We start from the raw sequence: 24,016 nt of genomic DNA on the forward strand, positions 1-24,016 counted from the left end.
GGTTTAGGTCAAGCGATAAACAAAATTTTTTTTAGGAACGATGCAAGTGAGTTACTCGATTGGCGAAGTATCACAAACGACTAATATCCCCATCTCGACTCTGCGTTATTACGATCGAGAAGGGATGTTTCCGAAGCTGGCCCGCAGTAATGGCGGCATTCGGGTGTTTTCAGAAAAAGAAGTAGCGACGATCAAAGTGATCGATTGTTTGAAGAATACTGGTATGCCTATCAAAGACATCAAGAATTTCTTGGATTGGGGCGAGGAAGGCGATGCGTCTTTGCAGAAACGGCAGCAGCTGTTTCATGAACGTCTGGAAGAAGTCACAAAGCAAATGGCAGCCTTGCAAGAAACCATGAATACGATCAAATACAAATGCTGGTACTACGATACAGCGATGGCAGCAGGCACTGAAGCGGTGGTAAAAGAGTTGCCGCTAGAAGAAATACCAGAAGAAGTCCGAGCATACAAACTATAAGCCCATCGAAAAACCACCTGCTGTTTTTGCAGGTGGTTTTTCGATTGTACTAGTTTTGCTGGGAAAATCAACCTTGCCAGTTGCGGTTTTCTAATAGCAGTTCGGCAGTCCCATGAAAATTGGGTTTCGTTCGACGGCAGTGTTACTCAATAACGCCTACAGGAATCAAATAGCGGGGTTCATTTTCCGTTGGCAGCTGCAGCAGCTCTGTGAGTTCATGATCAGTGAAGGCGCCGATCGGCACAGCGCCTAAGCCTAACGCTTGGGCTTGTAAAAGGACATTTTGGGCGGAATGACCGACTTCGATATAGGCATAGCGTTCGATTCCTCGGTCCCCATAGCGCTCGATCAGTCGTTCATAAACCACTGTATAAAGCAATGTGGCAGGTGCCCGTTGGATCGCTTGCTGGTCCAACGAACCTTCCGCCAGTGCGGTCCGAAAATCGCCGGCAAGAACTTTTGCTAAGGTATGCTGCTCTGGTTGATACAGATAAAGCCCTGGCTCAAGCCCCGTTACCTGTGTGACCACGACATAGAGGTCTAAGGGATACAAGGCACCAGCCGAAGGCGCTGTCCGGCGACCATCTTCTGTAGTGACACCGGCAGCGGCCCATAAAAGCTGTGCCAGCTGTTCTTGTGTTAGCTCAGTGTCTAGAAAATCCCGTTGCGAGCGCCGCTCGAAGAGAGCTTCCGCCACACTGGTTTCCCCGTCTAAGATTGGTTGCGGCAATGGAAAGGTTTCATAGGAAACTGCTGGTTCAGAAGAAGTGGCGGTGTTGGTAGTCGGTTGTTCTTCAATTGGTGCCGTATCCGCACTGCAGCCAGTGAGGAGTAAGCCCAACACCAAAAGAGCGCCTAAATGAACAAAGCGAAATCGTTTGTAACGGGTCATGAGGGTTCCTCCTTTTCTAAGGACTTCGTGTTATTTATAAGTATAACAAGGATTGCTTTTTCATGCGCTTTTATTCACAAGTAAATGACAGTGAGTTACGCAGTCTTTCAGTCGTATCATAGACTGATTGTGCTTTTTAATATTTTCTAAAGACTTAGATAATGAGTAGTATCGTATTAACTTGCTATGAATCTTTTTAATGAAATCAAAACCGATTGCAATCAAACGTAAGAGATAAAAGAGCATACAAAAACCCTCCAGCAATTCGTTGCTGGAGGGTTTCATTTAATTGGCAGCTGCCAATGCTGCTTGGCTTTGTTTGGCATGATAGGCTTCCACGTCTAGGATTGCCTGTTTAAACATTTCTCGCGTGATCTCATAAGGGACGTGGACGATGTCATTGGTGGTCATTGCTTTGTCTAAGATTGCCTCAAGGTCGCTGGTGTCGTTAATGCCCATATCCGCTAGGCAAACCGGCAGTTTGTTTTCCTTCATAAAGGCGTAGATGCGCTGGAAGAGGGCATCTTGCTGATCGAGCTGCAACAAGGCCAAAACGCCGTAACTAACGGATGCGCCGTGTAAATAGTCTTCCATTTTTTCCAAAACGGTCGTTCCGTAGTAAAAGGAATGGGCAAGGGCGGAGTTGTAATCATTGATGACTAAGACGGAAACTAAGCCGGTGGTCACGATGATATCCAAGACGACTTGCTCAATGGCATAAGACGGCTGATTGGCGGCACTGTCTTTCAAGGCTTGTGTGCCGTATTGCAATAAGCGTTCCGTACACATTTTGCCGATTTGGATGCCTAACCCATCGGTGTAATCTAGCTGATCGCCCCGCGCTGAAAATGTCGATTCGATCTCTTTGGAGAGGGCATCGCCGATTCCTGCCCATAAGTACTTGTCGGGGGCTTGGGCGATGATCTCACTGTCGATAAAGGCATGGGACGGCGGTTGCGAAGGGAAAAACAACCCTTGCATCTCGCCGTTTTCTTTATAGATGACACAAACCGCGGTGACTGGTGAGCAGTTGGAGCCGATCGTTGGGAAGGTGAAGACTGGTTTGCCAGCTTTTTCCCCAACCACTTTGACGGTATCGCAAACGCGGCCGCCACCAACGGCGAATAGAACATCGGCGGCTTGGACACTTGGAGTAGCTAACAGCTGATCGACGTTTTCATAGGTCGAGTTGCCGCCGTACCACAAGGTATCCGTCACTTGGACTGCTGACGTTAAAGCGGCTTTGATCTTGTCTTCGGCTTTTTCAAGGGCGGTTTTTCCGCCGATGATCACGGCATTGGTGCCGTATGGTTTTACGATGTCATTTACTTTTTCGTAGGCGTCCGCCCCGATTGTGTAGTTTGGCAAAAAGATACTTTGACTCATACTTTTCTCCTTCTTTCTTGGCCACGAGATTGGCTAAAATTGGTCCGGTAATTTGATGGATCACCATGCCGACTGCGGCAGGGGTAACGGCTGCAGCAATGGCGGCAAAGTGGGCATTGGCTAACGAGATCGCTAGGCCAGTATTTTTCATTCCTAATTGAAACATGATGGATTTGGCTTGGGTGGCACTGACGCCCATCACACGGCTCAGACCATAGCCTGCGCCGTAGCCGATCAAGTTATGGAGCAAGACTAAGAAAATCACGATCAAGCCAGATTGGACGATGACGGCGCCGTTGCGAGCGACAGTTCCTGCAACGATCAATAAGATACTGACGGAAGAAATCAACACAAATGATTGCAGAAATCGCTCGATGTGCTTGGCAATGAGTTTGTGGACGATCACCCCTAAAATGATCGGCAAAAGCACCATCTGCAAGACAGACAAGAGCATTTCCCAGAAGGAGATCTCGGTGTACTGACCAGCCAAGACATAAACCAAAAAGGGTGTAACGACGGTCGCTAACAAGGTCGATACCGTGGTCATGGAAACGGTGAGGGCGACATCGCCTTTGCCGATGAAGGTCATGACATTGCTGGCGGTTCCGCCAGAAACGCAGCCTAGTAAGACAAAACCGATGATCAAACCGGAAGAAAGACCAAACAGCTGCGCTAAGCCGTAAGCCACCAAAGGGCTGATGGTGAACTGGAAAAGCACCCCTAAGATGAATGCTTTGGGCTGTAAGACGACCATTTTAAACGCAGCAACGTTTAGAGTCATCCCCATACAAAACATGATGATGCTCAAAAGAATCGTTGTACGAGGCGGAATCCATAAGAAGGGTTGCGGGAAAAAATAAGAGACGATCATCAATAAAATCATGATGTAGATCAAATACTTGTTTACAAAAGCAGCGATCGTGTTGACGGTTTTCATAATAAAAAATCATCCTTCCTTTTTTCTGCTTGACCAATCAAGTGTCCAAACAGAAGGGGTCTTTAGAATAAGTGCAGTGCATAACCGCGGGGAATCGGCAGCAGTTGGTCAACGAGCGTTTTGGATCTATCTGACATCAAGGCGTCAGCTTGCAAAAGGCCGCTTTCTTGAAAATGGGTATAAAAAAACACTCCATCTCAAGAAGCTGTTCTTCTTTTTGGATGCAATGTGAATAGGGACTCTTTGAATGTATAAAATCAAACAGTCCCGACTATAATAATAAAATAATTCGTTTGCTAACATTGGTGCGGGTCATATACGCCACCGTCCTTTTCTTTATTTTGAATTTTCTAAATATTTAAATTATTTCTACTTAGTCTACAAAAGAGTCAACGCTTTGTCAATCGTTTGAGAAAATTTTTTCATTTTTTTGGGTGTTTTTTAAAAAACGTAGGTTTCTATGGGGAAAAACAGCAAGAATTGGTTTGTGCTGTGCTTTTTTCCCCTTCGTTTAGAAACAGAATAGTTGTTGGATCTTGGTTTTTGTCCTACGATGATACTAGCAAGAGTTGGAAAAAGAAACGAGAGGAGCAAAGAAAATGAAAATTTTTGTCGTTGGTGCTACTGGACGAGTAGGCCAAAAATTGATCACCTTTCTAGAAAAACAAGGACACATCGTTTATGCTGGTGCGCGCAGCAGTGAGAAAATCACAGAAACGGAGACGATCAAGCCCGTGTTCTTTGATTTACACACGGAACCGGAAGAGATGGCGGCGAAATTCGCAGATGCGGAAGCGGTATACTTCGTGGCGGGTTCCCGAGGCAAAGACTTGCTGCAATCTGATCTGTATGGTGCGGTCAAAGTGATGCAAGCCGCTGAAGCAAAAGGAATCAAGCGCTACATCCACCTTAGCTCAGCCTATGCCTTAGAGCCTGAACAGTGGCAAAGGGAAGGCGTGGCGTCATTGATGGATTACACGATCGCCAAATTTTTCTCTGATCGCTGGCTGATCGACAACACTGCACTAGACTATACGATTTTGCAGCCGGGTGCGTTGAAAGAAACACCAGGTTCTAGTTTTATCGAGATCAGTGAAACGACCTCTGGTGCGATCCCCATCGAGGATGTCGCCGTCTTGTTAGGTGAAATGCTGGAACGTCCAGCAACTTATCAAAAAGTCATCAAAGTCCAAGCTGGGGAAACCCCCATCAGCGAGGCACTGGATCAGCTTTAAGGCGAGCCTTTGGGCTTGAAGAGAATGTACTGAAGGAGCTGTACGGCAATGAATCGTTGGCGTGCGGCTTTTTTTTGTGAAGAAGCCAGCCACTTTTCATTTTTGAAAGCGGTGACTCTTGACTTTGGAAAAATAGTTTGTTACGCTTATTGCTAACTTTAGAGGGGGTGGTAAACGAATGTCAAGCGACTCGAGTGACGGTGAGCAGAAACACTATTTTGACTTGCCTTACTTTTTAATTGAATAGGAGACAAACAACAGCGCGTTATTTAGGAGCAGTTTCTAAATAAGGGGCTTATTTGTGTTATCCATCAATGAAAAAGAAAAGGAAGAAGAAAAAAATGAATAAAAAAGAGTTTCAGTTATCAGTGTCAGAAACAATCGAACAGTATCAGGTCCCCTCTATCGATCAAGGATTAGATGAGGCGCAAGTAACCGAGCGGTTAGAAACCTACGGATTGAACCAATTAGCGGTTAAAAAAACCGCCAAGTGGCGTTTGCTGCTGCGACAATTCCATAACACGATCATCTACATTTTGATTTTCTCTGCCATCTTAACGCTGCTGATGGGGCATTTCTCCGATGCCGTGATCATTGGCATCGTCGTGCTGGTCAATGCGTTGATCGGTTATTACCAAGAAGCGAATGCTTCCGATGCGTTAGAACGGATCAAAGAGATGCTATCAGCAGAAGCCACGGTCTATCGGAATGGGATTCGTCAAGATATTCCAGCTGCCGAAGTCGTTCCAGGGGATGTCGTATTCCTAGAAGCTGGCGACAATGTGCCCGCAGATCTGCGGATCATCGAAGCCGACAACTTGCGTATCCAAGAATCCGCCTTGACTGGTGAAGCCGATTCGGTGGAAAAAATAACAGACGCCTTAATGGATGAAGCAACTCCATTAGCGGAACAACGGAATTTGGCGTTTGCTTCGACTTCCGTGACGTCAGGAAGCGGGAAAGGGATCGTGATCGCTACTGGCGTCAAGACTGAGATCGGGAAAATCTCAGCTGAAGTCAATCAAACGGAAGAACGAAAAACGCCGTTGATGAAAGAGATCGATGGACTGGGGAAAGGCATCACCTATGTGATCATGGGCGTGGCGGTCTTGCTATTTGTCGTCAGTTTGTTCCAGCAAACCTATGCGATCTCTGTCTTATCCTTAGCCGTTGTCACCATGATCGTCGGCTCGATCCCAGAAGGATTGCCAGCAACGACCTCGGTGGTTTTGGCGATGGGTGTCAGCGACATGGCAAAAAACAAGCACACCATCATCAAAACGCTGCCAGCGGTTGAAACGCTAGGCTCAGTGGATGTGATCGCGACGGATAAAACAGGTACCCTGACCAAAAACGAAATGACGGTCAAAGACATCGTATTGGCTGAGCAGGAATATGAAGTGACGGGTGACGGCTATGCGCCGGTGGGAGAAATTCGTCCAAAGCAGGAGGACGTCCACGCGCAAGACACCTTGCAGTTGTTTTTGGAAGCTGGTTACGAAGCCAACGATACGGTACTGGTCCCAGAAGGAAATCACTGGACGATCAATGGGGAACCAACAGACGGCTCCTTTTTGACGCTGTATCATAAGCAGTTTGCCTATCCGCAAGCACCTGCTTACCAAGAGCTGGATATGCTGCCCTTTGATTCGGACAACCGCTACATGGCGAAACTAGTGGCAAACCCTGCGGGGGAACGTTTGTTATTTGTTAAAGGCTCCCCAGATAAATTGTTTGAAATGGTGCAAAAACAAGCGGCGCCTTTTGATGAAGCCTATTGGACAGGCCATGTCCGCCGCTTGTCGGCAGAAGGCAAACGAGTGGTAGCGGTGGGCTATCAGAAAGTTTCGATCGATCACATTGATGAAACGATTTTTGAGCAAGGGCTGCAATTACTAGGGATCGCTGGGATCATCGATCCGCCGCGAGAAGAAGTGATTGCCTCCCTGAAGGAAATGAACCAAGCCGGTGTTCAAGTGAAAATGATCACTGGCGATCACCCTCTGACCGCCAAAGCGATTGGGGAAAAGCTTGGCTTAGCGGATGAGATTCACGTCGTGACTGGTGCCGAGTTGGATCAGATGAGTGAAGCCGAATTTCAAGATGCTGCCTTGACGAATCAAGTCTTTGCACGAACCACGCCGAAAAATAAATTGGACATTATCAAAGCGCTGCAAGCCACAGGCAAAGTCACGGCGATGACAGGGGACGGCGTCAACGATGCCCCTGCGTTGAAGCGGGCGGATATCGGTGTAGCGATGGGGATCAGCGGCACGGATGTAGCCAAAGATTCTGCTGATATGATCTTGACCGATGACAATTTCGGTACCATGTCCTTAGCGATTCGCGAAGGACGCAGGATCTATGACAACATCAAAAAGAGTATTCTGTTTCTGTTGCCGACATCTTTTGCCGAAGGGCTGATCATTGCCTTTACGATCATGATGCAAAAAGAATTGCCGCTGCAGGCGACACAACTGCTGTGGATCAACATGGTTTCTGCTATTACGATCCAGTTTGCGTTTATCTTTGAACCAGCAGAGTCTGGGATCATGAGCCGCAAACCTCGAAAGACAGGCAATAAATTGTTGAATCGTCACGATATTTGGCAGATGGCGTATGTATCGATCTTGATGGCAGTCATCAGTTTGATCGCCCATGACTGGCTCTTGCTGCAAGACGTCAGCGAAGCCGTTGCTAGTACCATGATGGTCAATATCGTGGTCTTAAGTAAGATTTTTTATTTGTTCAACATCCGTACCAGTGCACCAGCGTTTTCTAAAGCTTCCTTCACCAATCCAAAAGCGTTCGTGATCATTGGTGTGATGCTGGTTCTGCAACTGTTATTGACCTATGTTCCATTTATGCAAAGCGCCTTTCATACGGAGGACATGTCCTTGATCGGCTGGGTCATCTCAGCAGCTTCCGGGATGGTCGTCTTACTCGTGACGGAGTTCGATAAATGGCTTCGCTCGAGAAAAAATATTTAACCTAGGTTTTCTTGTATTTTTTTTCAGGCAAAATCGCCTTGCTGCAGCTTAGGAAAATGGCGGAACGACAAGGGATTTCTGCTGTCGCTGCTTTGGGGTTGCCAAAAGAAAAAACCAAGAGGAATTCCTATCGGCTCGTGATCAGGCCTATTGACAAACAAAAATGGTCGGGCTAAAATGCACATGAATTGAATAGTATTCTTCGGGGCAGGGTGTAATTCCCGACCGACGGTGACAAGCGTAATGCTTGAAGTCCGTGACCCGCATAGCTATGCGGTGGAGCCAGTGTGAATCTGGCACCGACAGTGAAAGTCTGGATGGGAGAAGAAAAACCACAAAATTTCAAGGGGCGCAGTGCGTCTAAAATTGATTTTTTGCCGGTCTTGTTTGTCTATGCCTCGTGAGATTCTCACGAGGCATTTTTTTATTGAAAGGAGGAAGGAAGATGCATAACGAATACATGCGTTTGGCGATCGCAGAAGCCAATAAAGGGCGTTACCAAACCTTTACCAATCCGTTAGTGGGCGCCGTGATCGTCAAAGAGCAACGGGTCATTGCTAAAGGGGCTCACTTAGTCTATGGGCAGCCCCATGCGGAACGAAACGCCATCGAACAATGCCATTCCTCCGAAGACCTAATCAATTCGACTTTATACGTGACGTTAGAACCTTGCAACCACCAAGGAAAACAGCCGCCTTGCACCCAGCTGATCATCGACAGCGGCATCAAAAAGGTAGTCATCGGCCAGTTAGACCCTAACCCGATCGTGGCTGGACAAGGCAAGCGCTTTTTAGAAGAACAGGGCATCGACGTGTTGGTGGGCATCGAAGAAACAGCGGTGCGCCGTTTGAATCCACACTATAATTTTTACCATCAGCATCAGCGACCTTACGTGGCGTTGAAGCAAGCGATCACTTTAGATGGCCGGATCGCTCATGATGCGTTAACCCGCAGTGCGATCACTGGTTCAGCGGTTTGGCAAAACGTCCATCAAGAACGTGGAGACTATCAAGGAATCTTAGTGGGCAGTCAGACGGTGTTGACGGATGATCCCACGTTATTGACCACGGTTGAAACCAGCTTTCCGCCGATTCGCATCGTGTTAGACCGTCGGGGGCGAACGCTGTCGCAACCCCATTTGGCACTGTTTGCCGATGATTCGGCACCTGTGTGGATTTTTACGCAGCAGACAACTGTCAGTGATTTGCCAGCTCATGTGTCAGTGATCCAGCTGGAAGAGTTGACAATTGTTTCATTGCTGAAGGAGCTTGCCGAACGACAGGTCCAATCGCTTTACGTAGAAGGAGGCGCTGCGATCCATGATGCCTTTTTAGCCAGCGGACTGTGGCAAGAAAGCATTACCTATGTGGCGCCAAAGTTTCTTGGGGGCAATAGTCTCGCAAGTTTTACCAGTGAGCGTACCCCGAAACAGCTGCAGCAGCTAACAGAGGTGACGGTGACTGCAGTTGGGGAAGATGTTTGCATCCGAGGAAGGAGACCAGAGGAATGTTCACAGGATTGATTCAGGAAAAAGGCCGCATCAAAGAGATCCGCAAGCAAAGCCGCACGATCCAGCTAACTTGCAGTGCGTCCGAAGGATTACTGGCGGATTACCAGATCGGAGACAGTATGGCGATCAACGGGACGTGTTTGACGGCGATCGCCAAACAAGCGACGACGTTTACGGTGGATATCATGCCAGAAACCTTTCAACGAACCACCTTTAAACAACTCTCGGTGGGTGCCGAAGTCAATTTGGAGCGAGCGATGGCAGCGACGCAGCGTTTTGAAGGCCACTTTGTCGCAGGCCACATTGATGTAACGACCCGTTTGATCCAGAAAAAGCAGTTGGAAAATGCCTTGATCTTGACGTTTGCTTATCCTGTCAGTGTGCAAGGGGAAATCATTCCGCAAGGGTCGATTGCGATCAATGGCGTCAGTTTGACGGTTACCCAGACGACGGCACAGGCATTTTCCGTTAGCTTGATCCCCCATTCCAAAGACCAGACGACGCTGGGGCAGTTGAAACAAGGGGAGTGGGTCAATATCGAGACGGATATGATCGGGAAATATGTCAAATACCAACGAAAATGAAAGAAGGCAGACGATGCATAAAGTAGAACAAGCAGTGGAATGGTTAAAAAAAGGCGGCTTAGTGATTGTCGCCGATGATGAAAATCGGGAATCAGAAGGAGATTTGATTGGGATCGCTGAATACGCAACGCCAGAATCTGTCAATTTTATGGCGACTTATGGCCGCGGCTTGATCTGTGCACCCATCTCACAAGCGATCGCTGAAAAGCTGGCATTGCCTGAGATGACCGCCAATAATACGGATGCCTTTGGCACCGCGTTTACCATCAGTGTCGATCACGTGACGACGAGTACAGGAATTTCTGCGAAAGACCGGGCAGTGACGATTGAAAAGTTGGCTGATCCTGCGTCACAGGCTGCGGATTTTTATCGCCCTGGCCATATCTTCCCATTGACCGCTCAACCTGGCGGCGTGTTGGAACGCAGAGGACATACAGAAGCGGCTGTGGATTTAGCAAAGCTTGCTGGCAGCGTGGAAGCAGCCTACATTTGTGAGATTTTAAATGAAGATGGCACGATGGCTCGGGTCCCAGAATTGAAAAAATTAGCAGAAAAATGGCAGCTGCCGTTTTTGACCATTGATGAGTTGGCGGAATATCTACGAGGAACCACGCCTATCACGGTGGATCTGCCAACGGCTTATGGGGCGTTCCAATTGACCTTATTTGAAGATGAATTCGGCAATGAACACCTTTTACTAGCCAAAGGCGAGATTCAACATACTGCCGAGCCGCTTTTACTGCGGATCCATTCAGAGTGTTTAACAGGCGACGTCTTCAGCTCTCATCGCTGTGATTGCGGCGAACAGCTGCAAGAAGCGATGCGGCAGATCGAAGCAAAAGGCCGCGGTGCGATTTTGTATCTACGCCAAGAAGGCCGCGGTATTGGCTTGCGGAACAAGCTCCGTGCCTATCAGCTGCAGGAACAAGGCATGGATACTTATGAAGCAAATATTGCATTAGGGTTTGCAGCAGATGCTCGTCATTACACGTTTGCCGCCGATGTTTTACGTTCCTTAGAAGTGCAGGAGATTCAACTGATGACCAACAACCCTGACAAAGTGAAGGAATTAGAAAGCTTAGGAATTAAGGTAGCAGAACGAGTACCGCTGGAGATGCCTGCGCATAAAGAAAACAGAAGCTATTTGAAAACGAAGAAAGAAAAGTTTCACCATTACCTATCTATTTAATCAGCCAAAGGAGAATGAACGATGACAGTATTTGAAGGAACGTTTCAGGGAGAGGCAGTCAAAGTAGGGATCGTAGTCTCACGATTCAACGAGTTTATCACTTCCAAGTTAGTGGAAGGCGCCAAAGACAATTTGTTGCGTCATGGAGTCAAAGCAGAAAACATCGATGTGTATTGGGTTCCAGGGGCTTATGAGATTCCATATATTACCAAAAAAATCGTTGACCACAAACAATACGATGGGATCGTGACATTAGGTGCCTTGATTCGCGGAGCAACGACCCACTATGAATTGATCTCAAATGAAGTGGCGAAAGGCGTAGCCCAAATTGGTCTGAATGCCGACATTCCGATCATGTTTGGTGTGTTGACGACTGAAACGATCGAACAAGCCATTGAACGAGCGGGAACCAAAGCTGGCAACAAAGGCAGCGAAGCCGCTCAAGGTCTTTTGGAGATGATTTCGTTGAATCAGCAAATCCTTGGCAACGCATAGGTTTCACGTTCGAACAAAGAAAAGCTAGCAAGAACAAGCCTGCCTGAGCATAGGCATCAGACTGGAGACAGACTTCGTACAAAATGAAGTCTGTCTTTTTTTCATCATTTAAAAGCATGGGATTATTTTTGCCAAAGGATTCGCTTCTTCACGGGTACCGTATTTTCGATCGATCAATGGAGAGGAAAACGCCCAATCAATCACGAACATTAGAATAACTCTTATTTAAGGAAATTTTCAGAAAATTATTTACATTTCACAAAAGGTTCCTTATAATGACTCTATTCATTGAGAGTGATTCTCATTTGCAAATAGATGTCAAAGCAGTACATGGCTTTGGCGCTTTTCATGAGAAGAACTGTTATAAGCGAAAAAACGCACAGATGCTTCTTTTATGATGGTGGCGAGGCAACAGTCAGGTTGTTTTTGCTGTGAAATCAGGAGAGGATCGTGCTGAATAAAGGAGAATCACATGTCGGTAGGGTTGATTAAATCAAATCGTTGGATGGTTTCGACAATCATTTGCTGTGTTTTAGTTGTCGCCATTCTCTTATCTGCAGGAGTTGCTTTGGCAAACGGACAAGCCAATATCACCCTTGACGAAGTTTATCAAATTCTCTTCTATAAAATCAGCCATGGATTGGTTGGTGATCTTTCAGGCATTTCAGACGCAAACATCAATATCGTCTGGTTTGTTCGGGCACCGCGGGTCTTGCTGTCTATTTTTGTGGGCATGGGGTTAGCGATCAGCGGGGCAGTGATGCAGGCAGTGGTCCAAAATCCGCTGGCAGATCCCTATATCTTAGGAATCTCTTCTGGCGCATCCTTAGGGGCGACCTTCGCCATCTTAGTCGGCTTTGGCGGCTCGGCGCTAGTCTTGCAGCTGGGCTTATCGTTTGGTGCCTTTGCAGGAGCGGGGATTGCGACCATTTTGGTGCTGCTGCTTGCCAGTATCGGTGGGAAAATGACTTCCACAAAACTTGTGCTGTCGGGGACGATCGTCAGTGCCTTATGCAGCTCTGTTTCAAACTTGATCATCTATCTGGCTAGCAATGCAGAAGGGATGAAGACTGTGGCGTTTTGGTCGATGGGCAGCTTAGCCTCGGCTTCTTGGAACAAATTAGGCTTTATCGTGGTTCTGGTTTCTTTGATCACGCTGTTCTTCCTGACGCAATACCGTGTTTTGAATACGCTTTTGCTGGGGGATGAAGTTGCCTCCACCTTAGGGGTCAAGCTGACCTTCTATCGTCGTTTTTACATGCTACTAGCAGCGCTATTAACCAGTATCATCGTTGCGAATTCTGGTATGATCGGCTTTGTCGGCTTGATCATTCCTCATATCGTACGTGGAGTCAGCGGCTCGGATCATCGCCTGTTGATGCCTTTGACCGCTTTGACAGGCGCGTTGTTTTTGATTTGGGCGGATGTGATCGCCCGCTCGACCCTGCAAGGAGTCGAACTGCCGATCGGGATCATTACAGCGCTGATTGGCGCACCGATCTTTATCTATATCATTGTCAAACGGCAATACAACTTTGGGGGGTGACGGAATGAAATTAGCAGTTGAAAAGCTCAATCTGACGATCGGGGATCAGCAGATACTAAAAGACATCTCCGTCCAAACCGCACAGGGGCAATTTGTCGGCTTGATTGGGTCCAATGGCAGCGGCAAATCTACATTGTTAAAAGCTATCTACAAAACGTTGAAACCTGACAGCGGCGACATTTATTTGGGTGAGATGAATATTTTGAAAAGTTCCGAAAAAAAAGTCGCCCAGCAAGTCAGCGTTGTCAGTCAGTTCAATGAGTTGAGCTTTGATTTAACAGTAGAACAGATGGTGCTTTTAGGCCGCACGCCCCACAAGGGTTTATTGGAACAAGACACCAAAGCCGATCATGAGCTGGTCACTGAAGCCTTAGCCAAAACAGGGTTAAGTGCCTACAGAAAACGCAGCTACCTCTCATTATCAGGAGGCGAAAAACAGCGGGTCGTCCTTGCTCGTGCCATCACCCAAGAACCGAAATTTATGATTCTCGATGAGCCGACCAATCATTTGGATATCCGTTATCAGCTGGAAATCTTAGAAACCGTCAAGCATCTGAAGATTGGCTTGTTGGCGGCGCTGCACAATTTGGAACAAGCAGCTAACTATTGCGACATCATCTATGCCTTAAAAGATGGTCGGGTCGTAGGGTATGGCGAACCAGAAACGTTGCTGACAGAAGAACTGATCGAAGAAATCTATGGCGTGAAATGCAGTATTTACCATCATCCGATCACAGGCGGATTAGGGTTTCATTATTATTTTGAAAAGGAGCAAACAGATGAATAAATGGGGAAAAATGATTGGGGTAGGATTGGCAGTCTTTACATTAAGCGCTTGCGGCAATACGAAGGATGAAGGTACTTCGGCTTCTTCCTCACAGACAGAAAGTACGTATCCCTTAACCATCAGCAACTACACCAAAGCAGAAGGCGGCACGCAGTGGACCGCCAAGGATCAAACCTTTAATGAGGCACCGAAAAAAGTCGTAGCCAACACACGACCAGCAGCGGAATTGCTGCTGCATCTCGGCCTCAAGGATCAGATTGCGGGTGTCGGTGCAACCTTTGGTGCCGCCGATGAGGAAGTTGCTGCTGATTATGCAGAACTAAACGACCTTGGCAGTGACTATATCAGTAAAGAAACGGCGCTAAGTGTGGATCCAGATTTGATTTTTGGTCGCGGGGGACTTTTCGATAACCAAGATTGGGGCGTCGGCACCGTTGATTCCTTGAACGAGATGGGTATTCCGACTTACGTCCAAGAAACCTCTGTCACTGGGGCGACATTTGATTCCGTTTATCAAGACATTGAAAACCTTGGTAAGCTCTTCAATGTGCCTGAGGCAGCCGCTGCTTTTGAAAAAGAATTAAAGGATCGCCAGAGTGCCTTGGAAGAAAAAGTAGCAGACAAAGAAGAGCAAACCTTTGCCCATCTCTTTATGTCTGATCCAAGTGTGGTCAGTGTCTATGCCGCTCAGGACGAATCTTTTTTCAACAGCAACTTTGACATGATCAAACTGAACAATGTGTTTCAAGACTATTCAGGAGAAGTCAGTGTCGAAACCTTGATCGAAACGGATCCCGATGTCTTGATCGTCGGCGACTGGTCAACGATCGAAGGCAGTGTTTCTGGTCAAGAAATCATTGAAGGCTTGTACAAAAATGACAAACTCTCCAGCATGAAAGCCATCAAAAACAAACAAGTCTACAGCATGGACTACAATTATCTCTTTGGCTACGGCTACCAAGCCTTGACTGGTTTGGAAGAACTGGTAGAGCAAATGGCACAATAAACACCTCCTATTCCCATAAAAAGGAGAACCAACTTTTTATATAATAGAAGAAAACCAACGTTTCACTGGCCGATCGACCACAGAAACGTTGGTTTTTTGTATTTGGGAAAAGCAACCTTTGCCGCTGCCCGTTCCGCAACGAGTAGCCCGTTAGCTGTTTTTTTCTGTCACGTGGTCCATTTGATAGCGAGACAATAGCTTCTCTTTGTGTTTTTGCATGATTGTTTCCAGAGAAATATCGTATTTATCGGCGAGGATAAACAAGTTATCCAGTACATCGCCCAATTCTTCCGTCAGGTTTGCCAGTTTTTCTTCTGGCAAGCCATCTTGTTCATCGGGACGGTCACGACCGATTTCCAATGTCCGAATGGCACGGCTCACTTCCCCGACTTCCTCTGCTAAAAAATTCGCCCGAATAAACGGATCGTACTGATACCAATTGCGGGCTTTGTAGAAGTCACTGATAAATCGTTGATACTCCTCAATGTTCATAAATTTTTTTCCATCCTTTCCCAGAACCTTTATCAGAATCATGATATACTATTTCAAAATGATTGAGAAGGATGATGGAGAGTTTTATGAAAATTGCAGTCTATTGTGGTGCCAGTGTCGGTAATGAACCTAGTTTTGCAACAGCCGCCCAAGAATTGGGGCAGTGGATCGCCTCACGGCAAAATACACTGGTTTATGGCGGCGGAAAAGCGGGCTTGATGGGCGTATTGGCAGATGCTGTCTTAGAAAATGGCGGTCAGGTGATCGGGGTGATCCCAACATTTTTAAAAGATCGGGAACTAGCACATCCTGGATTGACCGAACTCCATGTCGTCGAGACGATGTCAGAAAGAAAACGAAAAATGTTCGAATTGTCGCAGGCGTTTGTCGCACTGCCAGGTGGTCCGGGTACGCTGGAAGAAATCACGGAGATGATCTCGTGGTCAAGAATCGGTCAAAACCCGAATCCTTGTGCTTTTTATGATGTGAACAACTTTTACCACGCAACGAGAGCCTTGTATGACAATATGGTGGAAAATGAGTTCTTGACGCAGGCCGATCGCGAAAAAATCGGCTTTGCGCAAACAACGAAGGAGCTTGAAGCTTTTATTCAAGCCTACGAACCACCAGTTATGCGGCAGTATTAATGAGCAATCGGTTAAATCCTATCATAGTTCTCTAGTTTAAGGAATGAGGAGGAGAGAAGCAATGCTTGAATGGCAAGATTATTTTGAATCCCATATTTTGGAAAGAGGAAAAGAATATTATTTAAGCGGCTGTGTGGCGCGACTGAGAGCGGATGATCAGCTTATTCTGGCCGAAGTATTCGGCACAGAGCTTTATGAAGTAGAAATTGCGCTAAAACAGGGCAAGGTCGTGGAGGAATTTTGTAATTGTCCTCACTTTGCGGCTGGTTTTAATTGCAAACATCTTGCGGCTGTTTTATTCGCCTATACGAGAGCGAAAGAAAAGAATAAGCCGCTGACTCCCCCAAAACGTAAAGGACGCCGTGAGGTCTATCAGAAGCTGGTGGATCAGCTAGATGAAGCAGATATGCGGCAGATTTTACTCAGTTTGATGGTTGAGGATACTTCTGTAGCCCTTTTTGTGAAGAACGTTGTATCGGATAGCGAAGATGATTTCGCTGAGGAGGAAGAAGTAGAAGCTTGGGATGACTGGGATGAAGAAGAGGAAGATTGGGAAGAAGAATGGGAGGATGACTGGAAAGCTTAAATGGAAATTTCGTACTAGGTCTGATACGCGTATCTTGCTCTTTTGCTTCTTTGACGCATTCTTAGTATAATGGGGTTTGTTTTGCAAGTGAGGTCATAAAATAAGATCCTTGGACAAAGAAATGGAGCGTAAATCATGACAACAAATTTTTGGGCTGAATTGCCGAAGCCTTTTTTTATCCTAGCACCAATGGAAGATGTCACCGATGTCGTTTTTCGACATGTCGTTCAAGCTGCCGGCGCACCAGATGTTTTCTTTACGGAATTTACCAACTCCGATAGTTACTGCCATCCAGAAGGACGCGACAGTGTACGGGGACGTTTAGTCTTCACCGAAGATGAGCAACCGATGGTGGCCCACATTTGGGGCGACAAGCCAGAGTATTTCCGTGAGATGAGTATCGGCTTAGCGGAGATGGGCTTTAAAGGGATCGACTTAAATATGGGCTGCCCAGTGCCAAACGTTGCCGGACGAGGCAAAGGCAGCGGCTTGATCTTGCGACCAGACGTTGCTGCTGAGCTGATCCAAGCAGCCAAAGCTGGCGGTCTGCCGGTCAGTGTCAAGACTCGTTTGGGCTATACCGAACTAGGAGAAATGGAAGCTTGGTTGACCCATGTCCTGCAACAGGATATCGCCAACCTTTCGATCCATTTGCGAACCCGTAAAGAAATGAGCAAGGTCGATGCTCATTGGGAATTGATTCCTGAAGTGGTTGCCTTGCGGGATAGAATCGCCCCACAAACGAAGCTGACGATCAACGGCGATATCCCTGATCGTACCAAAGGTTTAGAGCTAGCAGAAAAATATGGCGTAGACGGAATCATGATCGGTCGGGGTATTTTCAAGAATCCTTATGCCTTTGAAAAAGAACCGAAAGAGCATACCTCAGAAGAGCTATTAGACTTGTTGCAGCTGCAATTAGACCTGCAGGACCATTACGCCAAAATGGTGCCACGCTCGATCGCAGGATTGCATCGTTTCTTTAAAATCTATGTCAAAGGCTTCCCTGGAGCCAGTGATTTGCGGGCAAAATTGATGAATACCAAATCAACGGATGAAGTTCGGCAACTGCTGGCAGAGTTTGCTGAGGGAAAGACAGAATAACTTAGGCTGCTCCTTAAAGAAAGACGAGTGAAATAGATCGAAAGTAAGATGATCGTTTGCTGAACGGGTGATTATTAATAAATGTAAACATAATAAAGCAGTTCCCTTTTTCTTTTATTCGAAAAATGGGACTGCTTTTTTGTTTTTGCATTGATCGATAGTGAAGCAACTATGTTTCTTATCTGTAGATAGTTCAATTAATATCGGTGAAAAGTGAATTGTATCCGTTTTCTATCTTGCTTAAAATAAGAAAAAAAGGAGGAATTCCATGAATATCAGGAAGATAATAATCAATCACTTAGACGCACCAATTGGTGTTGGCGGAGAACAAGTAAGTTTTTCGTGGCAAATCGATTCGGAAGATAGGAATATTAAACAAAAACGGTATGATTTGCAACTATCATTAGACAATGAGTTTAAAACGGTTATCTGGCATCACAATGAGTGGAGCGAGCAATCAACGAATATCCCATATAAAGGCCCCAAGCTGGCTTCTCGACAAACCTATCATGTACGGGTAAAAAGTCTGGCGAGCACTGGACAAGAAAGTGATTGGGGAGTAACTCATTTTGAGACAGGCTTGCTTGAAGCAGGTGATTGGCAAGCCGATTGGGTGACAACAAAATGTCCCATTGTTGAACAAGGGAAAATAAAACCGTTTACAGGTGCTTACAAGTTTACGATTCAACAAGAAGTTGTGAAAGCCAGAATTTATCTCAGTGCTCTGGGTATCTATTTTGCAGAATTAAATCAAATGAAAATTGGGGATGATTATTTTACTCCAGGCTGGACAGACTATAACGATCGTATTCAATATCAAGTTTATGACATCACTTCGCAGTTGCAGCGCCAAAACGAAGTGCAAATAACCGTTGCGGAAGGATGGTATAGCGGCTATCTTGGTTGGGAGAAAAAGAAAGACACTTATGGAAACTTTAATGCATTTATTGCTCAGATTGAACTGACTTATGCAGATGGATCCACCGAAATAATCGGTAGTGATGAAACGTGGCAGGAGTATAGCAATCAATGGCTTTTTGCTGATTTATACAATGGCGAGGAGCAAAATCTTCTTCTAGAAAGAAAGTATAACGGTCATTTGAAAGCGATCTCTTATTCAAAAAAACAATTAACCAATCAAGAAAATGAGCCAGTACGAAAGCAAGAGGAATTGACCCCGATTGATTTGTTCCGTGATCCTTCAGGGCGTCTGGTTTTAGACATGGGACAAAATATGGTGGGATGGGTGCGTTTTACGATTAAAGGAGAAAAGAACCAAGTCGTTCGTTTGATACACGGAGAGGTGTTAGATCGAGACGGTAATTTTTATCGTGGCAATATACGGGATGCCCAACAAACAGATACGTATACATTAGACGGTTCTGTTCAAACGATCGAGCCGATGTTCACCTTTCATGGCTTCCGTTATGTTCATTTAGAAAACTTTCCTGAAGGCATCAAAAAAGAAGATTTCTCAGGTGTGGTTTTACATTCTGACATGCCAAAGACTGGCCTTTTCGAGACCTCTGATGCAGCAATTAACCAACTACAGCACAATATTCTTTGGGGACAAAAAGGAAATTTTTTAGATGTCCCTACCGATTGCCCGCAAAGAGATGAACGGCTAGGCTGGACTGCTGATGCACAAATTTTCTTTCCTACGGCTAGTTTTAATATGGATACGTATCAATTCTTTTATAAGTGGTTGAAAGATTTACGATTTTCTCAAATGAAAGATGGCTCAGTTCCCTTCGTTGTTCCAGATGTCTTAAAAGGAGTCTTTGCAGATAATGCTGCAAGAACAACCGCAGCTTGGGGGGATGCTGCAACGATTGTACCGTGGGAAATGTACCAACGATACGGGGATCGCCAAATCTTAGAAGAAAGCTTTGACAGTATGAAAGCTTGGGTGGATTACATCCGAGGACAAGGGCCTGAAGAAGCGCTGTGGAATACGGGATTGCAACTTGGGGACTGGTTAGCGCTGGATGCAGAAGAAGGCAGTTTTTTTGGCGCAACGGATGAAACACTCGTTGCTACTTGTTATTTTGCTTATTCTACCAGAATCGTTGCAAACACTGCTCGCATATTAGGGAAGTATCAAGAATACAAGATTTATGATGAGCTGTATCGCACAGTCAAAACGAAAATAGGAGAAACTTATGTTACAGATAATGGGTTAACTAGCGATACTCAAACAGCCCATATTCTTATCCTGATGTTCGAACTTTATCCAGAAGGGCAAAAGCTTTCTATTGTCAATCGACTAGTAGAATTGATTGAACAAAAAGATCGGCACCTCGATACAGGCTTTATTGGGAGTCCCTATATCTGCCACGTTCTCTCGGAAAATGGTCATTTAGATTTAGCCTACCAGTTACTTTTTAACAAAGATCTTCCCTCATGGTTGTACCAAGTAGAAAAAGGAGCGACAACGGTTTGGGAGCATTGGGATGGAATCAAAAATGACGGAACGTTTTGGGATGATGGGATGAATTCGTTTAACCATTATGCATATGGATCGATTGGTAATTGGATGTATGAAATAATCGCCGGCATTAAGATAAAAGCTCCGGGTTATCAGCAATCAATTATTGCTCCTAAATTATCTCAGCACTTAACACATTGCAATGCTTCATTAGAAACGATGTTTGGTTCCTTGTGTAGTAGTTGGAAACGAAACGAAGAGACTTATGAACTAACGGTTGTAGTACCTGCTAATACAGAAGCAGAGATCGTTTTACCATCAGTAGCTGATCAAGAAAACGTGCGAAGAGAAATCAGTGAAACCTGGCAGCCAAAGCGATTTGGTCACAGATCAGGTCGCACAGTCGTTGATATCGGCATTGCGAAATATGTGGAACATGAAGCAGAGTATCCATCGGTACAAGAAGGACCAAATGATCTCACAGTCTTCGTGGGATCAGGCACCTATCATATACGTTATGAATTAGAAAGGAAAGAAAATAAATGACGAAAAAACGAGGTTTCCTATTTAAGTTAACGCTTTTGTCAATCTCTTTATTACTAACATCGGCGAATGCTATTTCCATGACAATTCCTATGATTCAAGCTAATTTTCCAGATATCAGCCAAACGACAATTGAATCTTTAGTGACCGTCCCCTCTTTTACCATGATGATTTTTGTCTTGTTAAGCGGTTTTATTTCATCAAAAATTGGAAGCAAGAAAACTGTTATGCTAGGCTTGTTGCTCTCTTTGGTTGGTGGTGTGTTTCCCCTATTTACCCAGAATTTTACGTTGATTTATCTGTCTCGCTTTATTTTTGGGGCAGGTCTAGGCTGTTACAACTCTTTAGCTGTAAGTTTAATCAACGATTTTTATGAAGGTGATGAAAAGCAAGCGCTGATTGGGTTTCAAAGCGCTGCCCAAAGTTTAGGATCAAGTTTTGCAACGTTTTTAGCAGGGATCCTTGCAACTGTCAATTGGCATTATGCTTTTGCCGTCTACTTATTGGCATTGCCTCTCTTGATCTTATTTCAGTTTGTTGTACCAGAGACTCAAGGAGCTTCTCAACAGACGAAAAAGACAAAACAACAGATCAATCTGCCAACGTTTTTTTATGCAGCTGGCCTCTTTGCGCTCTTGGCAATGGTAATGGTCGTCTTTACAAAAGTAGGCTCTTTGGTCAGCGAACAGCAGATGGCGCATGCTAATTTTCTAGGGACAGCACTCTCCTTAATGACGTTAGCAGGGTTTATTAGTGGCTTAGTGTACGGAAAGTTCTTTCAGATTTTTCGCCAATTTACCCCTGTGGTTGGTGGGGTAGTGGCAACGATCAGTTTCTTTTTGCTTTCGATGGCTACTAACATCTATGCAGTGACTAGTTATCTTGTGTTGATTGGATTTTGTTTATCTTTGTTCATTCCTTACATCTTTGGTGCTTTGCTGGGCGCTGCACCAAAAGGATCAGAAACATTAGCAGTTTCGGTGGGGATGGTCGGCTCGAATCTAGGGTCTTTTTCTTCCCCTTACATTAGCTCTTTTTTCGCTCGTATTTTTGGAAACACCACAGCAAGTTTTGCTTTAGGAATTGCTGGTGCTGGCTTTCTTATGTTAACGGTGATTTTCTTTGTGGATATTTTACGAAAAAGAAAGCAGGTAGCCAATAACTAAATGATTTTGCTGAACATACCCTAATGAGTTTTTCCATGGCTCCGCATACTTTTGGGAGTCATTTGAAACGCTCGTTTAAATTGCCGATAAAAATAGCTTGTGGAGTGAAAGCCTGCAGTAGCAGCAATTTCTTCTATTGAATAAGTCGAATGCAACAGTAGATCTTTCGCAACTAATAGCCTTTTTTGGAGGAGCGTCTCTTGGAAATTTTTCCCAGTTCCTTTTTTTAACGCGTTGCTGATATAGTTTGCATTGAAGTTGAAGACTTGACTAAGCTCGTTTAAGGACACACTTTGGTAGTGTTCATCAATATATTCAAGAACATCAAGCGCATTAAACTGACTGGTCTGATTTCTACTAACTTCGATCGTATAAAGCCGCATCAATTCTGAGAGGATCAGTTGTAAATATTGGCTAATAAAACGAAAATCGATGACTTCTGATCGCCAGTACTCTTGCAACAGTAATTGAACTTGTGTATGTAAGTGCGGCGTAGAGCTGGTATGAAAAAGTAGGAACTGATCATGTTGGGCTTGTTCATCAAATGCAGTAGCCAAAAAATTCCCGATCAAGCTATTATTACGTTCTAACTGTAGGCAAAATAATGAAGTAAAGGTTTGATCATTAATTAATATATTGATGAGTAAGTCGTCTTCTTTTAATGGATCGATAGAGTGGGGAACATCGCGATCTAACACACAAAAATCGCCTTCAGTTAGGAGTATTTTTTGACCTTTGATGTATTGGGTACATTCGCCACTATAAACATAATTTATTTCAATAAAGTCATGAATGTGTTCGATCATCGGACCAAAACGATTGTGCTTTGCAATATATACCTGATTTCCTTGGAAAAACGGGGCTTTGGGCAGTCGGAAATGACCTGTTGCAGAATCAAATAAATCGTTACCATTATCTGAAAGGTTCGGAATATTATTGATGCTCGTCCCTGTTTTTCGTTGTTCTTTTTCGTAGTCATTGATCTCTCTAAGGTAGGTTTCTAATTCTTGTTGATTCAAGAGCGATATCCTCCTATTAATTTAAAACATGGTATGTAATAAAAGTAGCAAGAGAAAGGAAAGATAGCAATGAAAACTTATTTGGCAATTGATATTGGCGGAACATATTTGAAATTCGCGCTAATCGATGCGTTTGGAAAAATGCAAGACGTCCAAAGAGAGAAAACGCCGCAAACCTTGTTCGGGTTAAAGCGATTGTTAGTATCGATCATAGCTGCACAAGGAGGAGATATTGCTGGTGTAGGAATTTGTTGCCCTGGTAAAATCGATCATACTCAAGGGATAATATTTAATGGAGGGGCATTACCGTTTCTACATGAATTTGCTATCTGTGATTTTATTGAAACAACATTTAATCTCCCTTGCTCAGTCTGCAATGATGGAAAGGCAGCAGCATTAGCTGAATTATGGTTGGGTAATCTAAAAGGAAAGAAGAATGCTGCAGCGATCGTTTTAGGAACAGGCGTTGGAGGTGGAATCATTTTAGATGGAGCGATTCTTCAGGGAGAGCATTTTCAGGCAGGGGAATTGAGTTTTTTGCCACGAACACCAGAATCTGGCGAAACAAAGAACCTCATGGGAGTTACGACTTCAGCTGTTCAATTTATTCAGCGTGCCGCAAAAGAATTAGGGTTACTAGATTTAGATGATGGAAAAGCTGTTTTTGAGGCATTAGAAATGGGGGATCCACGAATAAAAGAGCTCTTTAAAAATTATTGTCGAGAAGTTGTTCATATTATTTTGACGTTGCAAGCTGTGCTAGATATTGAAAAAGTAGTGATTGGTGGAGGTATTAGTCAGCAACCGCAATTGATCAGGGAAATTAAAGTTCTTTACCAGAATGTCAAGAAGCAGTCTTCTTTGGTTGAGGAAACCATCACTTCTGTTGTTATCGAAAAATGTAAATTTGGTAATGAAGCCAATCTTCTAGGGGCGCTTTATTTGCTGCAATTAAAAATAAACGAGAAACAAAAAGATGTGTTTAACAATGACTAA

Annotated in this window: 21 protein-coding genes and 1 riboswitch; of the genes, 16 read left to right on the top strand and 5 right to left on the bottom strand. The window is 45.0% G+C overall.

Going from position 1 to position 24,016, the window contains the following annotated elements:
- Nucleotides 1-40: 40 nt before the first annotated feature.
- Entirely contained in the window at nucleotides 41-478 is a 438-nt protein-coding gene (locus IGJ15_RS00465) for a MerR family transcriptional regulator (RefSeq protein ID WP_005230594.1), read from the top strand.
- A gap of 142 nt (nucleotides 479-620) precedes the next feature.
- Here IGJ15_RS00465 and IGJ15_RS00470 read toward each other — a convergent pair whose 3' ends face one another.
- From IGJ15_RS00470 to IGJ15_RS00480, 3 genes are all read right to left on the bottom strand, one after another.
- A complete protein-coding gene (locus IGJ15_RS00470) occupies nucleotides 621-1,370 on the bottom strand; it encodes a SagB/ThcOx family dehydrogenase (RefSeq protein WP_010748947.1) in 750 nt (249 codons plus the stop codon).
- 285 nt (nucleotides 1,371-1,655) lie between these two features.
- The gene (locus IGJ15_RS00475) at nucleotides 1,656-2,756 is read right to left on the bottom strand and encodes an iron-containing alcohol dehydrogenase family protein (protein ID WP_231434800.1); all 1,101 of its coding nucleotides are present in this window, start codon (nucleotides 2,754-2,756) and stop codon (nucleotides 1,656-1,658) included.
- Nucleotides 2,692-3,693, bottom strand: coding sequence for a bile acid:sodium symporter family protein (locus tag IGJ15_RS00480; protein WP_010748949.1), 1,002 nt, complete (start codon nucleotides 3,691-3,693; stop codon nucleotides 2,692-2,694). The genes IGJ15_RS00475 and IGJ15_RS00480 overlap by 65 nt, the downstream gene beginning before the upstream one ends.
- A 599-nt stretch (nucleotides 3,694-4,292) precedes the next feature.
- Between IGJ15_RS00480 and IGJ15_RS00485 the strand changes: the two genes are divergently transcribed.
- The 9 genes from IGJ15_RS00485 to IGJ15_RS00525 all read left to right on the top strand — a co-directional run bounded on the left by IGJ15_RS00485 (nucleotide 4,293) and on the right by IGJ15_RS00525 (nucleotide 15,035).
- On the top strand, nucleotides 4,293-4,928 hold the full coding sequence (locus tag IGJ15_RS00485; protein WP_430599237.1) for an NAD(P)H-binding protein: 636 nt from the start codon (nucleotides 4,293-4,295) through the stop codon (nucleotides 4,926-4,928).
- 341 nt (nucleotides 4,929-5,269) lie between these two features.
- Nucleotides 5,270-7,918, top strand: coding sequence for an HAD-IC family P-type ATPase (locus IGJ15_RS00490; RefSeq protein WP_010748952.1), 2,649 nt, complete (start codon nucleotides 5,270-5,272; stop codon nucleotides 7,916-7,918).
- A 194-nt stretch (nucleotides 7,919-8,112) separates the two neighbouring features.
- A riboswitch (FMN riboswitch) is annotated at nucleotides 8,113-8,251 on the top strand.
- 112 nt (nucleotides 8,252-8,363) lie between these two features.
- Entirely contained in the window at nucleotides 8,364-9,440 is a 1,077-nt protein-coding gene (gene ribD / locus IGJ15_RS00495) for a bifunctional diaminohydroxyphosphoribosylaminopyrimidine deaminase/5-amino-6-(5-phosphoribosylamino)uracil reductase RibD (protein ID WP_010748953.1), read from the top strand.
- Nucleotides 9,425-10,012 (top strand): riboflavin synthase, encoded by a 588-nt coding sequence (locus IGJ15_RS00500; RefSeq protein WP_005230617.1) that lies wholly within the window; start codon nucleotides 9,425-9,427, stop codon nucleotides 10,010-10,012. The genes ribD and IGJ15_RS00500 overlap by 16 nt, the downstream gene beginning before the upstream one ends.
- Entirely contained in the window at nucleotides 9,990-11,201 is a 1,212-nt protein-coding gene (ribB, locus tag IGJ15_RS00505) for a 3,4-dihydroxy-2-butanone-4-phosphate synthase (RefSeq protein WP_080647004.1), read from the top strand. Before IGJ15_RS00500 ends, ribB begins: the two co-directional genes overlap by 23 nt.
- 21 nt (nucleotides 11,202-11,222) lie before the next feature.
- The gene (ribH, locus tag IGJ15_RS00510; RefSeq protein ID WP_005230622.1) at nucleotides 11,223-11,696 is read left to right on the top strand and encodes a 6,7-dimethyl-8-ribityllumazine synthase; all 474 of its coding nucleotides are present in this window, start codon (nucleotides 11,223-11,225) and stop codon (nucleotides 11,694-11,696) included.
- Nucleotides 11,697-12,168: 472 nt separating this feature from the next.
- On the top strand, nucleotides 12,169-13,242 hold the full coding sequence (locus tag IGJ15_RS00515; protein ID WP_430599238.1) for a FecCD family ABC transporter permease: 1,074 nt from the start codon (nucleotides 12,169-12,171) through the stop codon (nucleotides 13,240-13,242).
- Between the two features lie 4 nt (nucleotides 13,243-13,246).
- On the top strand, nucleotides 13,247-14,029 hold the full coding sequence (locus IGJ15_RS00520; protein WP_010748955.1) for an ABC transporter ATP-binding protein: 783 nt from the start codon (nucleotides 13,247-13,249) through the stop codon (nucleotides 14,027-14,029).
- Nucleotides 14,022-15,035 (top strand): ABC transporter substrate-binding protein, encoded by a 1,014-nt coding sequence (locus IGJ15_RS00525; RefSeq protein WP_010748956.1) that lies wholly within the window; start codon nucleotides 14,022-14,024, stop codon nucleotides 15,033-15,035. Before IGJ15_RS00520 ends, IGJ15_RS00525 begins: the two co-directional genes overlap by 8 nt.
- Before the next feature lie 150 nt (nucleotides 15,036-15,185).
- Here the strand turns inward: IGJ15_RS00525 and IGJ15_RS00530 are convergent, their stop codons facing one another.
- The gene (locus IGJ15_RS00530; protein WP_167823290.1) at nucleotides 15,186-15,527 is read right to left on the bottom strand and encodes a MazG nucleotide pyrophosphohydrolase domain-containing protein; all 342 of its coding nucleotides are present in this window, start codon (nucleotides 15,525-15,527) and stop codon (nucleotides 15,186-15,188) included.
- An 86-nt stretch (nucleotides 15,528-15,613) separates the two neighbouring features.
- Here IGJ15_RS00530 and IGJ15_RS00535 point away from each other — a divergent pair, with 86 nt between their 5' ends.
- The 5 genes from IGJ15_RS00535 to IGJ15_RS00555 all read left to right on the top strand — a co-directional run bounded on the left by IGJ15_RS00535 (nucleotide 15,614) and on the right by IGJ15_RS00555 (nucleotide 22,001).
- Nucleotides 15,614-16,174 (top strand): TIGR00730 family Rossman fold protein, encoded by a 561-nt coding sequence (locus IGJ15_RS00535; protein ID WP_010748958.1) that lies wholly within the window; start codon nucleotides 15,614-15,616, stop codon nucleotides 16,172-16,174.
- Nucleotides 16,175-16,235: 61 nt separating this feature from the next.
- Nucleotides 16,236-16,760 carry an SWIM zinc finger family protein gene (locus IGJ15_RS00540; protein WP_010748959.1) on the top strand — a complete coding sequence of 175 codons (525 nt, stop codon included), beginning with the start codon at nucleotides 16,236-16,238 and terminating at the stop codon, nucleotides 16,758-16,760.
- A 135-nt stretch (nucleotides 16,761-16,895) separates the two neighbouring features.
- A complete protein-coding gene (locus IGJ15_RS00545) occupies nucleotides 16,896-17,864 on the top strand; it encodes a tRNA dihydrouridine synthase (RefSeq protein WP_010748960.1) in 969 nt (322 codons plus the stop codon).
- 268 nt (nucleotides 17,865-18,132) lie between these two features.
- On the top strand, nucleotides 18,133-20,838 hold the full coding sequence (locus IGJ15_RS00550; protein ID WP_010748961.1) for an alpha-L-rhamnosidase: 2,706 nt from the start codon (nucleotides 18,133-18,135) through the stop codon (nucleotides 20,836-20,838).
- The gene (locus IGJ15_RS00555; protein ID WP_010748962.1) at nucleotides 20,835-22,001 is read left to right on the top strand and encodes an MFS transporter; all 1,167 of its coding nucleotides are present in this window, start codon (nucleotides 20,835-20,837) and stop codon (nucleotides 21,999-22,001) included. Before IGJ15_RS00550 ends, IGJ15_RS00555 begins: the two co-directional genes overlap by 4 nt.
- Before the next feature lie 20 nt (nucleotides 22,002-22,021).
- Here the strand turns inward: IGJ15_RS00555 and IGJ15_RS00560 are convergent, their stop codons facing one another.
- Entirely contained in the window at nucleotides 22,022-23,020 is a 999-nt protein-coding gene (locus tag IGJ15_RS00560) for an AraC family transcriptional regulator (protein ID WP_010748963.1), read from the bottom strand.
- 69 nt (nucleotides 23,021-23,089) lie between these two features.
- On the opposite strand from IGJ15_RS00560, the gene IGJ15_RS00565 reads away from it, so the two are divergent.
- Nucleotides 23,090-24,016, top strand: a complete 927-nt coding sequence (locus IGJ15_RS00565; protein WP_010748964.1) for an ROK family protein — start codon at nucleotides 23,090-23,092, stop codon at nucleotides 24,014-24,016.

It is taken from the genome of Enterococcus sp. AZ079 (assembly GCF_050547255.1).
Lineage (GTDB): Bacteria > Bacillota > Bacilli > Lactobacillales > Enterococcaceae > Enterococcus_D > Enterococcus_D casseliflavus.